Annotated in this window: 9 protein-coding genes; 2 read left to right on the top strand and 7 right to left on the bottom strand. The window is 66.4% G+C overall.

Annotated elements, in window-relative coordinates; genetic code table 11:
* Positions 1-273: 273 nt before the first annotated feature.
* Positions 274-1,368, bottom strand: coding sequence for an IS110 family RNA-guided transposase (locus ABIE00_RS11030; RefSeq protein WP_354260162.1), 1,095 nt, complete (start codon positions 1,366-1,368; stop codon positions 274-276).
* 356 nt (positions 1,369-1,724) lie between these two features.
* On the opposite strand from ABIE00_RS11030, the gene ABIE00_RS11025 reads away from it, so the two are divergent.
* Positions 1,725-2,102, top strand: coding sequence for an RNA polymerase-binding protein RbpA (locus ABIE00_RS11025; RefSeq protein ID WP_354260160.1), 378 nt, complete (start codon positions 1,725-1,727; stop codon positions 2,100-2,102).
* Here ABIE00_RS11025 and pgl read toward each other — a convergent pair.
* The 6 genes from pgl to tkt are packed head-to-tail and all read right to left on the bottom strand — an operon-like array spanning position 2,073 to position 10,300.
* Positions 2,073-2,891, bottom strand: a complete 819-nt coding sequence (gene pgl, locus ABIE00_RS11020; RefSeq protein WP_354260158.1) for a 6-phosphogluconolactonase — start codon at positions 2,889-2,891, stop codon at positions 2,073-2,075. The two genes, ABIE00_RS11025 and pgl, sit on opposite strands and share 30 nt — an antisense overlap.
* Positions 2,881-3,822, bottom strand: coding sequence for a glucose-6-phosphate dehydrogenase assembly protein OpcA (locus tag ABIE00_RS11015; RefSeq protein ID WP_307102693.1), 942 nt, complete (start codon positions 3,820-3,822; stop codon positions 2,881-2,883). The genes pgl and ABIE00_RS11015 overlap by 11 nt, the downstream gene beginning before the upstream one ends.
* The gene (zwf, locus tag ABIE00_RS11010; protein ID WP_331571314.1) at positions 3,819-5,378 is read right to left on the bottom strand and encodes a glucose-6-phosphate dehydrogenase; all 1,560 of its coding nucleotides are present in this window, start codon (positions 5,376-5,378) and stop codon (positions 3,819-3,821) included. The genes ABIE00_RS11015 and zwf overlap by 4 nt, the downstream gene beginning before the upstream one ends.
* Before the next feature lie 15 nt (positions 5,379-5,393).
* The gene (locus ABIE00_RS11005; RefSeq protein WP_354260155.1) at positions 5,394-7,028 is read right to left on the bottom strand and encodes a phosphoglucose isomerase-related protein; all 1,635 of its coding nucleotides are present in this window, start codon (positions 7,026-7,028) and stop codon (positions 5,394-5,396) included.
* Between the two features lie 6 nt (positions 7,029-7,034).
* Positions 7,035-8,153: a transaldolase gene (tal, locus tag ABIE00_RS11000; protein WP_354260153.1), complete on the bottom strand. Its 1,119-nt coding sequence runs from the start codon at positions 8,151-8,153 to the stop codon at positions 7,035-7,037.
* 29 nt (positions 8,154-8,182) lie between these two features.
* A complete protein-coding gene (tkt, locus tag ABIE00_RS10995) occupies positions 8,183-10,300 on the bottom strand; it encodes a transketolase (protein ID WP_354263327.1) in 2,118 nt (705 codons plus the stop codon).
* A 517-nt stretch (positions 10,301-10,817) separates the two neighbouring features.
* Here tkt and ABIE00_RS10990 point away from each other — a divergent pair.
* Positions 10,818-11,765: a heme o synthase gene (locus ABIE00_RS10990; RefSeq protein WP_354260151.1), complete on the top strand. Its 948-nt coding sequence runs from the start codon at positions 10,818-10,820 to the stop codon at positions 11,763-11,765.
* Positions 11,766-12,141 lie beyond the last annotated feature (376 nt).

Here is a 12,141-nt window from a genome sequence, read left to right as displayed (position 1 = left end):
TCGGTTTTTTGGGGGCCGCTCATCCATATGCCAGCCGGGCGGTGGGCTGCTGGGGTGTTGGCGGGTCGTTGTCGACTGCAGTGTCAGTCTGATATTCGCGGGTTGGTTACCGCAGGACGATTTGTTCGGCTGGAGCAATATCGGTGTCTAAGATCGAGCGTCGGCGGAGATGGGTGGCCCGTCTGCTCATAGTGCGTTCTCGAGTTAGCTCCGGATGCTGGCCTTCGCCCTCCGCTGCTTTCACCGCTCGGTGGCACGTTCGTTAGGCCGCGGTCATGCGACCTCCCTGCTGGAGCGGGGCCGCCAGAGACCAGCACCAGCCGGCGAGTTCGCGGGCGATCGCGGTGTTGGCCTTGACGGGCATCTTGTGGCGTTCGTCGAAGTGTCGCCACTTGCGATGCAGCCGGTGGTTCCCTTCCAGAGCCCGGATGCGGGTTGCTGGGGGACGAGATCAAACTGGCGCAGCAATCGATCCCCCGGCCGGGAGTAGGGGCGCCGGTGCTGCCAGGCTGCTTCAATCAGGAGGCTTCGGGCGTAGGTGTTCCCCGCCTTGGTGATCGGGCCTTGGTGCCGTGATTGGCCGGATGATTCTTCGCTGGGGACCAGGCCAAGATAGGAGCCGATGGACGAGCCGGTGAAGCGGGTCCATTCACCGATCTCGACGGCGAGCCCGAACGCTGTCGTGAGTCGGATGCCGCGAAGACACATCAGTGCGTCAATGACCTGCGTGTAGCGGCAGTTTGCCGCCCTGCTGGCGATTTGTGTATCGATGCGCGCCAGGTGGGTGGCCAGCAGCTCGGCCTGCTCGACATCGGCGTCGTAAGTGAACTGCAGCGCTAGCTCAGGAAAGTGCTGGTGGAGCAACCACGCACGGTGCTCCTGAGTCCACCTTGTAACTTTGGGGTAGCGGATCCCGTGGCGCAACAGGACGGCATTTACCCGCTGGCGGGAGTGCGCGAGGTCCTTGGCCGTGGCGGCGCGCAGCCGCGACAGATCGCGCAAGGCTTCTTCGTCAGGATCCGGGATGCGGACCTCCGTGACCGACCCGACCGCCAGCATGTCAGCCAGAACCTGCGCATCCCGCCGGTCCGTTTTCACCCGGTCGCCGGGGGCCCTCAGCAGCTTTGAAGAAGCCGCCACCACACAGTTGATGCCCGCCTCCTGCAGGTACCGGGCCAAAGAAAACCCGGTGGGGCCGGACTCGTACACAACCTTGACAGGCGGCTCGAACCGCCGCACCCACTCCAGAACTACGGCCGGGTCGACGCCCATCGTGTGCCTGACAATTTCACCGGTGCCTGGGTTCAGTGCATGACCAACTACGTTGACCGCGTGAACATCCAGACCAATGAAAGTATGCTCGAACATAGCCGGGACCTCCCAACCTCACATGTGGCACTACCATTGCACCCCCGATTGGTCACCCAGGCCACGGGAGCCGCCTAATGGCAACCCACGGATGCCGTGAAACAGAAGGCCCCGGCCCCCGTCCCTGTGTACCTGGCCCGTCCGGGATAAAGGACATGACCGCCGGGAAACAGGCCCTGCAGCGCCGCTCCCCGCATCAGGCCAACCGAATCACATCAAGCCGGCGCTGCAGGACCGGCCCCGGCGATGATGGCCGGCACCCCGGGCGGACCAGGTGACCCGTTCCACTTCATATCGTCTAAACTGTCGCTATCGGATCTAACGGCAGCGCCGCCATTAGCAGCGAGGGAGTTCCCATGGTGCATACCTCTTCAGGATTCCGCGGCACCCGCGTGGGTGTCATTCAAGGAGCCGGAATGAAGAACCAGGGGGATGATCCTCTCGGGGAGCCCCTGCCACGTATTTGTGTCTCCTACTGGTGCGCCATGGGACACGAGACGCGGCCTGTCTTTCTTAAGCTGCCGGACGACCAGATTCCGGACTTGTGGGACTGCCGCCACTGCGGCCGCCCGGCGTCGCGCAATCCCGGTGCCGGGCTGCCCGGCGAAACCCCGGAAGAGGGCTTCAAGACCCACCTCGAATACGTTAAAGAAAGACGCTCCAGCCAGGACGCCGAAGACGTACTGGCTGGAGCGCTGGAGCGGCTAAGAGCCGGCCGGCGCCTTCCTGACTAGCTGTTCAGGAACGCGCGAGGCCGCGTTTTCGTCGATCAGCCACAGCGTCCGGGACCGGCCCGCGGGACCGGACGCCGGCACCTGCACGGGATTGGCCCCGGCGAGGGCCAGGCCCACGGCACCGGCCTTGTCCTCGCCTGCCACCACCATCCACACCTCAGCGGAGGTGTTGATCGCCGGCAGGGTCAGGGAGATGCGCTCGGGCGGCGGCTTGGGGGAGTTGCGGACCCCCACCACCGTCAGCTGCTTCTCGCGGATGCCGCCCTGCTCCGGGAACAGGGACGCCACGTGCGCGTCGGGACCCACGCCCAGCAGCACGACGTCGAACCGGGGTAGCCGGCCCGGCTCCTCGGGGCGGTCGTCCGAAGCGTCCGCGGCGTGCTCGGCCGCTGCCGCCTCGCTGAGGCGGCGTGCGTAGTCCTCTGCAGCCTCCTCCGGTGAGCCGAAGTCATCCGTCGACCCGGGCACGTGGACGCGCGCGGGATCAACATTGATGTGCTTCAGGAGCGCTTCCTGGGCCTGGACCGCATTGCGGTCCGGGTCCTGGGCGCCCACGAAACGCTCGTCGCCCCACCAAAAGTTCACCTTTGCCCAGTCCACCGCGGGCGCGGCCGGCGAATCGGCCACGGCCTTCAGCGTTCCGATGCCCACCGTGCCTCCGGTTAGCACCACCGTCGCTTCACCGAATCGGTCCTGCACGTCCACGAGCTTGGTGATCAGGCGGGCCGCAATGGCTGCCATGAGTACGGAAGAGTCAGGATGGATGCTTACTCTGGGCTCAGCGCTCACTGGGACGGACACTCCTTAGATTGGTACGTGGCAGTCCAATAGTAATCACTTCGCCGAATACTTCGTCGGGGTCCAAGCGGCGGAGCTCCTCAGCGAGGCAGTCGCGGAGGCTGCGGCGCGGCAGGGAGATCCGTTGCGCGGGCTGGCCGGGCTGGGTGAGTTCGGCGATGGAGAGTCCGGGGCGGAAGAGCTGGACGTCGCCGCCCGGGCGGGTGAGCCGGACGCGGCGGATGCCGGTGCCTGCGGGGTCCGCCACGATCGTGACCGGGGCGTCCAGGGACAGGGTCAGCCAGGCCGCGAGCAGGATGGTGCTGGGCGAGTCCGAGGCGCCTTCGACCGCGACGGCGGTGACGGGCGAGGAGTCGGCCTGGTCCAGTACGGCGGCGAGCTGGATGCGCCAGTTCGTCAGCCGGGTCCAGGCGAGGTCGGTGTCGCCGGCCTTGTAGGTGTTCCGGATGTTCTCCAGCGCCACCTGCGGCTCGGCCTCGTTCGCCGAGTCGGTGATCCTGCGGTGCGCGATGCGGCCAATCGAGGTTTCGGATGCGTTTTTCGGTGCACCGTGCGGCCACCAGGCCACGATCGGAGCGTCGGGCAGCAGCAGCGCGGCGACCAGGGACTCGCTTTCCTCGGCGAGCTCACCGAAGCCCCGCAGCACGATGACCTCGGAGGCTCCGGCGTCGCCGCCGACCCGGATCTGCGCGTCGAGGCGGTTGGGCGCGGACGAGCCGGCGTCGGCGAGCACGATGATCCGGCAGGGGTGTTCGCGGCTGGCCTCGTTGGCCGCCTCGATCGCTTCTTCCTCGAGCCCGGACTTGGTGACCACCACGAGGGTCAGGACCCGGCCCAGGGCGATCACGCCGCCCTGCTCGCGCAGGGACTGGATCTTCTTGGAAACGTTCGAGGTGGTGGTGTTCGGCAGGTCTACGATCATGGCCTTCTCCAGGTGCGTCCGTCGCGGGCGAGCAGCTCGTCAGCCGAGGCCGGGCCCCAGCTTCCGGGCGCGTACGGCTCGGGCTGTTCGCCCAGGCCGGCCCAGTACTCTTCGAAGGGGTCCAGGATCTTCCAGGACAGCTCCACTTCCTCGTGCCGCGGGAACAGCGGCGGCTCGCCCAGGAGCACGTCCAGGATCAGCCGCTCGTAGGCTTCGGGGCTGGACTCGGTGAACGAGTGCCCGTAGCCAAAGTCCATGGTCACGTCCCGGACTTCCATCTGCGTGCCGGGGACCTTGGACCCGAACCGGATCGTGGCGCCCTCGTCGGGCTGGACCCGGATCACTACCGCGTTCTGCCCGAAATCGTCGTCGCTGTGGTCCCGGAAGAGCAGGTTCGGTGCCCGCTTGAACACCACCGCGATCTCCGTCACGCGGCGTCCGAGCCGCTTGCCGGCCCGCAGGTAGAACGGCACCCCGGACCAGCGGCGGGTATTGATATCCACCCGGATCGCGGCATACGTTTCGGTGGTCGAGTCCGCCGGGATGCCCTCTTCCTCCAGGTACCCCTGAACCTGCTCCCCGCCCTGCCAGCCGCCGGCGAACTGCCCGCGGGCCGAATGCGTGGACAGGTCTTCGGGGAGCCTGACCGCGGCCAGGACCTTTTCCTTCTCCGCGCGCAGGTCATCGGCGTTGAAGGAGATGGGTTCCTCCATCGCTGTCAGGGCCAGCAGCTGCAGCAGGTGGTTCTGGATCACGTCCCGGGCCGCGCCCACGCCGTCGTAATACCCTGCCCGGCCGCCGGTGCCGATGTCCTCGGCCATGGTGATCTGCACGTGGTCCACGTAGTTCGCGTTCCAGAGCGGCTCGAACAGCTGGTTCGCGAAGCGCAGCGCCAGGATGTTCTGGACCGTCTCCTTGCCCAGGTAGTGGTCGATCCGGAACACCGCGTCCTGCGGGAACACCGACTCGACAATGTCATTGAGTTGCCGTGCGGATTCGAGGTCGTGGCCGAACGGCTTCTCGATCACCACCCGGCGCCACTTCTCGCCCTCGGCCTGCGCCAGGCCATGCTTGGACAGCTGCCGGCAGACCTGCTCAAACGCCTTCGGCGGGATCGACAGGTAGAACGCGTGGTTCCCGCGGGTGCCGCGGTTCTCGTCGAGTTCCTTGATCGTCTCGCCGAGCCGCTCAAACGCGGCATCGTCGTCGAACGCGCCCTGCACGAACCGGATGCCCTCGGAGAGCTGGTTCCAGACCGCCTCATCGAACGGGGTCCGGGCGTAGGACTTCACGGCGTCCTTGACCTCGGAGGCGAAGTCCTCGTTGTCCCAGTCCCGCCGGCCGAAACCGACCAGCGCGAAGCTCGGCGGCAGCAGGCCACGGTTGGCGAGGTCATACACGGCGGGCATGAGCTTCTTACGGGCAAGGTCCCCGGTGACTCCGAAGAGCACAAGCGAGGACGGTCCGGCAATCCGGTTCAGCCGCCGGTCCCGCGGGTCCCGCAAGGGGTTCCCGGACCGGCTGGCTGTCCTTTTGCCGTTCAAAGTATCTGGCATGGTGGAATCGGTGCCTTAGCTCTCAGTGGCGGATGCTGCCGTGGCGGCCAGCGACGAAACAATCTCCTGCAGCTGGGCCACGCCCGCTGCCCGGTCGGTCAGGTGCAGGCGCAGCACGGGCCGGCCGTGCTCGCTGAGGACCTGGGCGTCGCCGGCGGCCTGGGCCGCGATCAGCTCGCCGAAGGTGAACGGACGCTCCGGAATCGCGAGGTCCTGCGCGGACGCCGCCGTGACCTGCAGGAAGACACCGATGGCGGGGCCGCCCTTGTGGAACTGGCCGGTGGAGTGCAGGAACCGGGGTCCCCAGCCGAAGGTGACCGGACGGCCGCTCACGGCGGCGAGGTCGTCCCGGACGCCCTCAAGCGGCGCGTAGGCCAGGCGGTCGAAGTAGGCCTGGACGCTCAGGTAGCTGTCGGCCTCGAGTGTGTCCAGCAGTGCCTTTACGGCGCCCTCTGCAGTGGAAGCCTTGCCCAGCCAGTCGCCGCCGCGGACCTCGATGGCACCGTCAACGAAAGCAGCCGGCGTCGGTTCCGGCTGCGCGTCCAGCAGACCGCGGGCAGCCACCTTGGCGGCTTCGACGTCGGGCTGGTCAAACGGGTTGATGCCCAGCAGGCGCCCGGCGACGGCGGTGGCGAATTCCCAGACCATCATCTGCGAGGCGAGGCCCCCGGCAATCGCAACTTCGTTCTCGCCGAGTTCGACGTCGGCATCCGGGTTCACGAGGCGGACCACCAGGACATCTTCGGCGCCGGAGGTGACCTCCGGGGCGTCCGGCCCGGCGACCACCGGCAGGATGCCGGTGCCCAGCTTGCCCGTGGATTCGGCGATGAGCTGTTCGGCCCAGTCAGCGAAGCCGACGATGCCGGAGCCGTCCTCCGCGATGACCACCTTGTTCCGCAGCGGGTTGGTGCCGCCCAGGGTGGCACCCAGGACCAGCCCGATGTTCTCGGGTGCGTCCTCGTTCAGGATCTCGGCGGCTTCCTCTGCCTCGTCCAGCAGGGCCGCGATGTCCACCCCGGCCAGGCCGGAGGGGACCAGGCCGAAGGCCGTCAGGGCCGAGTAGCGGCCGCCCACGTTCGGGTCCGCGTTGAACACGGCCCGGTAACCGGCGTCCCGGGACGCCTTGTCCAGCGGGGACCCCGGATCGGTGACAACGATGATCCGGCTCTTGGCGTCGAGGCCGGCCTCGGTGAAGGCGTGCTCAAAGATCCGGCGCTGCGAATCGGTTTCCAGGGTTGAACCGGACTTCGAGGACACCACGATCGCGGTTTCCTCCAGACGTTCCGCGAGGGCAGCACCGACCTGTTCGGGGTCGGTGCTGTCCAGCACAGTCAGCTCGACGCCAGCGGTGCCGGCAATCACTTCAGGAGCGAGGGAGGACCCGCCCATGCCGCACAGGACAATCCGGGTCACCCCCTCGGCCTTTAGGGCATCCCGGAGTTCCAGGATGCCGTCCACCAGGGACCGGGAGACGGTGGCCGCCTCGACCCAGCCCAGGCGGATGGCCGACTCGGCTTCCGCATCCGGACCCCACAGGGTGTGGTCCTTGGCGAAGATCCGGGTGGCAACCCGGTCTTCCACGAGGGCGGGCAGGTGCTGCTCAAGAGCCTTCCGGGCGGCACCGGTGGCGTCGTAGCTGAGTGTGCTCATGTTGGGTTAGGAAGCCTTCCGTGCGGTGGCGAGAGCGCCTTCAACGTCGGCCAGCAGTTCCTTCCAGCTGGCCACAAACTTGTCCAGGCCTTCGGATTCCAGCAGGGCGACGACCTCGTTGTAGGACACGCCGAGCGCGTCGAGGGCGTTGAGGGTGGCGTTCGCTTCATCGTAGCCGCCGGTGATGGTGTCACCGGTGACCACGCCGTGGTCGAACGTGGCGTCCAGGGTCTTCTCCGGCATGGTGTTGACTACGCCGGGGGCAACGAGCTCCGTGACGTACAGGGTGTCCGGGTAGGCCGGGTCCTTCACGCCGGTGGAGGCCCACAGCGGGCGCTGCGGCAGGGCGCCGGCTTCGGCCAGCACAGCCCAGCGTTCGGTGGAGAAGAGCTCCTCGTAGACCTGGTAGGCGAGGCGGGCGTTGGCGACGCCGGCCTTGCCCTTGAGGGCCTTGGCTTCCTCGGTGCCGATCGCGTCCAGTCGCTTGTCGATCTCGGTGTCCACGCGGGACACGAAGAACGAGGCGACGGAGTGGATCTTGGAGAGGTCGTGGCCGTTGTCCTTGGCCTGCTCCAGACCGCTCTGGAAGGCGTTGATGACGGCGCGGTAGCGCTCCAGCGAGAAGATCAGGGTCACGTTGACGCTGATGCCCTCAGCCAGGGTGGCCGTGATGGCTTCCAGGCCCTCAAGCGTTGCAGGGATCTTGATGTGGACGTTGTCGCGGTTGACCTTCTTGTACAGGTGCTTGGCCTCGGCGATCGTTCCGGCAGTGTCCCAGGCGAGGCGGGGGTCCACCTCGATGGAGACGCGGCCGTCCACACCCTTGGTGGCGGCGGCAACCGGGGCGAAGAGGTCGCAGGCGTCGGCGACGTCCGTCGTCGTGATTTCGAAGATGGTCTCTTCGATGGAGGCGCCGGCAGCGGCCTGGGCCGCGATGGTGGCGTCGTAGTCGTGCCCGGTGGTGATGGCGGCGTGGAAGATGCTGGGGTTCGTGGTGACACCCACAACGTTCTTCTCTTCGATCAGCTTCTGCAGCGTGCCGGTCTTCAGGCGGCCGCGGGAGAGGTCATCGAGCCAGATGGAAACACCGGCGTCGGAAAGCTGCTGGGTGGGAGTGCTAGTCATTTCTAATCTCCTTGAACTGTGGGGTGCTGTCAGGACTGGAGTCCGGCGAGGGAATCCTTGGCGGCGGCGGCAACTGCTTCTGCCGTGATGCCGAATTCCTGGAAGAGGCGCTTGTAGTCTGCCGAGGCGCCGTAGTGCTCGAGGCTGACGGAGCGGCCGGCGTCGCCGACGAATTCCTTCCAGCCAAGGGCAAGTCCCGCTTCGACGGACACGCGGGCCTTGACCGCTGCGGGCAGGACTGCCTCGCGGTAGGCGGCGTCCTGCTTGTTGAACCACTCGACACACGGCATGGACACCACGCGGGTGGCGATGCCTTCGGCCTGGAGTGCCTCGCGGGCCTCGACAGCCAGCTGGACCTCGGAGCCGGTGCCGATCAGGATGACCTGCGCGTCCACGGTCTTGCCGTCCTTGGACGCCTCGGCCAGCACGTAGCCGCCCTTGGCAACGCCAGCAGTCGAACCGAAGGTGTCACCCTCGGCCGCGCCCTCGCCACGCTCGTAGGTGGGGATGTTCTGGCGGGTCAGGACAATGCCGGCCGGGTTCTCGTGGTTTTCCAGCATGGTCTTCCACGCTGCCGCGACCTCATTGGCATCGCCCGGACGGACGACGTCGAGGCCGACGATCGCACGCAGCGAGGCGAGCTGCTCCACCGGCTGGTGCGTCGGGCCGTCCTCGCCCAGGCCGATGGAGTCGTGCGTCCAGACATACAGGGACGGCACGCCCATGAGGGCGCCGAGGCGGATGGCGGGACGCTGGTAGTCGCTGAAGATCAGGAACGTGCCGGAGAATGCGCGGGTCTTGCCGTGCAGGCTGATGCCGTTCACGATCGAGGCTGCGGCGTGCTCACGGATACCGAAGTGCAGGACGCGGCCGTACGGGTTGCCGGACCAGGCGGTGGTCTGCTTCCCTGCAGGAACGAACGACGGCGAGCCTTCGATCGTGGTGTTGTTGGACTCGGCGAGGTCGGCCGAGCCGCCCCAGAGTTCCGGCATGACCGGGCCGATGGCGTTCAGGACCTTGCCGGACGCAGCGCGGGTGGAAACATCCTTGCCGGCCGGGAAGACCGGCAGGGCGCCGTCGAGCTCGGCGGGGAGCTGGCGGGCCTCGACGCGCTCCAGCAGGGCGGCAGCTTCCGGGTTGGCGGACTGCCAGGCGGAGAAGGACTCTTCCCATTCCTTGCGTGCGTGGGCACCGCGGTCGACGACGGCACGGGCGTGGGCCAGCACGTCCTCGTCCACCTCGAAGGACTTCTCGGGGTCAAAGCCGAGGACGTTCTTCAGCGCTGCCACTTCTTCCGAACCCAGGGCTGAACCGTGGATCTTGCCGGTGTTCTGCTTCTTCGGGGCCGGGTAGCCGATGATGGTGCGCAGCGAAATGATGGACGGCTTCGAGGTTTCCGCCTTGGCGGCCAGCAGGGCCGAGTAGAGCTCCTGGACGTCTTCCTTGTAGTCGCCGGTCTTGGTCCAGTCAACGCGCTGGGTGTGCCAGCCGTAGGCTTCGTAGCGCTTCAGGACGTCCTCGGTGAAGGCGATGTCGGTGTCGTCCTCGATGGAGATGTGGTTCTCATCGTAGATGACCACGAGGTTGCCAAGCTCCTGGTGGCCGGCGAGGGAAGAAGCCTCGGAGGTCACGCCTTCCTGGAGGTCGCCGTCGGACGCGATGACCCAAATGGTGTGGTCGAACGGGCTCTCGCCGGCGGGAGCATCGGCGTCGAACAGGCCGCGCTGGCGGCGCTGCGAGTATGCGAAGCCGACCGAGGAGGCGAGGCCCTGGCCCAGCGGGCCGGTGGTGATCTCAACGCCGGCGGTGTGCTTGTACTCCGGGTGGCCCGGGGTCAGCGAGCCCCAGGTGCGCAGAGCTTCCAGGTCCTTCAGTTCCAGGCCGTAGCCGGAGAGGAACAGCTGGATGTAAAGCGTCAGGGAAGTGTGGCCGGGGGAGAGGATGAAGCGGTCGCGGCCGATCCAGTCCGGGTTCGCCGGGTCGTGCCGCATCAGCTTCTGGAACAGAAGGTAGGCGGCCGGCGCCAGGCTCATCGCGGTGCCGGGGTGGCCGTTGCCCACCTTCTCGACGGCGTCGGCGGCCAGGACGCGCACAGTGTCAACGGCGCGCTGGTCGAGGTCGGTCCAAGTCAGTTCTTGCTCTTTCAAATGTGCCACGTAACCGGGCCCCTCTCTGTGTTAACGGCAGCGATAAGAACACACAGCGGCAGGGCATAATTGGTGCCCGCTGCATTTCGTGCCTACCAGCCGTTCACCATTGAAACGTTGATCTTCATTCAGTCGCCGGACGGTCTGGAATGCGGTTTCTAGCCCGTCTTCCAGTGTGCGCTGATCTGCAGACAGCTTAGCTCTATTCCACACTTCGGGCGGCCAAAATCTCACCAGTTGGACGCAATTTCTCTTTTGTGAATCATCCGTGCCGTGAGGCTGCGTTAATGTGATTGAAGCAAGCACGAACGAATCATTTTCAGTGATTTGCCGTCACACGCCGATGCCAACGATCCATGCGGGACCGCGGTATGATATCGGGAGGCCACCGGCGGACAGGGCGGGTTCCACTGCGCACACGACAGCCCCGCCAGCCGCCGTTGAGGGATCGGTCCGGACCGCGTGTCCAGAGCGGCCGATCAGATAAACAGCCAGACAGAAACAGAGTGACTGCCACGTGAGCACAACAGATACGCCGCTGACCTCTTCCCGGGTCCACGGAAGAGCCGGACTAGCCCGCAAGGCGAAGGCGTACCTTGCACTCACCAAGCCCAGGGTCATTGAACTCCTGCTGGTCAGCACCCTGCCCACCATGATCTACGCGCAGCGCGGCTTCCCCTCGCTGGGCCTCATCATGGCCACCCTCGTCGGCGGCGCATTCGCAGCCGGCAGCGCCGGTGCCTTCAACTGCTACATCGACCGCGACATCGACAAGCTGATGCACCGCACCGAGAAGCGCCCCCTGGTGACCGGCGAAGTCACGCCGCGCGAGGCCCTCATCTTTGCGTGGCTGCTGGGAGCTGCGGCCATCGCCATCCTCTGGTTCGGTGCGAACCCGCTCTCCGCGTGGCTCGGACTCGGCGCCATCGTTTTCTATGTGGTCATTTACACGATGATCCTCAAGCGCCGCACGGCACAGAACATCGTCTGGGGCGGCGCCGCCGGGTGTTTCCCTGTACTGATCGCCTGGTCCGCCGTCACCAACACCGTCGAGTGGCCGGCCATCGTCCTCTTCATGGTGATCTTCCTCTGGACCCCGCCGCACTACTGGCCGCTGTCCATGCGTTACGGCGAGGACTACCGCAACGCCAACGTGCCGATGCTCGGTGCCATTGCCGGCGCCAAGGTCGTGTCCGTGCAGGTGGTCCTGTATGCCTGGGCCATGGTGGCTTGCTCGCTGCTCATGATCCCGGCCGGCAACGCGGGCTGGGTCTACACCGCCGTTGCCGTGCTGGCTGGCGCCTGGTTCCTGTACGAGTCCCATGCGCTCTACAACCGTGCGCAGGGCGGAGACCTCTCCGACAAGGGCGCCATGAAGGTCTTCCACGGTTCCATAAGCTACCTGACGCTGCTCTTCATCGCGCTGGCGGTCGACCCGTTCGTCGGCTTGCCGCTCATGGGCTAACCCGCAACCCGCCCAGAACGCTTCCTCACCTCCCGCACGTTTTCCCCGGACGCTCCCTCAGGTCCTGCAGGTTTTCAAGGGACGCTCCCTCACATCCTGCGGGTTTTCCCCGGACGCTTCCTCAAATCCTGCCGAATGCAGAAACGCCCCTTCGCTTCATGTGAAGGGGCGTTTTCCTTCGCCGCAGGGACTATACATTTTCTGGGTAACTGCTGAGGAAGAAGGAAAGCCCGTGACGGATGTGACGGCCGCCGCGAACGACGCGGAGGATGAGGAACTGGTCCGGCAGCTGACGGAGCGTGCCCGGGCCGAGGGCCTTGCAGCTGACCGGTGAGGGCGGACTGCTGCAGTAACTGACCAAGCTGGTGATGGAGCT

It is taken from the genome of Arthrobacter sp. OAP107 (assembly GCF_040546765.1).
Lineage (GTDB): Bacteria > Actinomycetota > Actinomycetes > Actinomycetales > Micrococcaceae > Arthrobacter.
This window is presented reverse-complemented; position numbering and strand designations above follow the sequence as displayed.

Excerpts from the sequence above, each read along its gene's own strand:
- ABIE00_RS11025 (WP_354260160.1), top strand. The coding sequence starts at position 1,725 with ATGGTGCATACCTCTTCAGGATTCCGCGGCACCCGCGTGGGTGTCATT.
- ABIE00_RS11030 (WP_354260162.1), bottom strand. The coding sequence starts at position 1,368 with ATGTTCGAGCATACTTTCATTGGTCTGGATGTTCACGCGGTCAACGTA.
- tal (WP_354260153.1), bottom strand. The coding sequence starts at position 8,153 with ATGACTAGCACTCCCACCCAGCAGCTTTCCGACGCCGGTGTTTCCATC.
- ABIE00_RS11015 (WP_307102693.1), bottom strand. The coding sequence starts at position 3,822 with ATGATCGTAGACCTGCCGAACACCACCACCTCGAACGTTTCCAAGAAG.
- ABIE00_RS11005 (WP_354260155.1), bottom strand. The coding sequence starts at position 7,028 with ATGAGCACACTCAGCTACGACGCCACCGGTGCCGCCCGGAAGGCTCTT.
- zwf (WP_331571314.1), bottom strand. The coding sequence starts at position 5,378 with ATGCCAGATACTTTGAACGGCAAAAGGACAGCCAGCCGGTCCGGGAAC.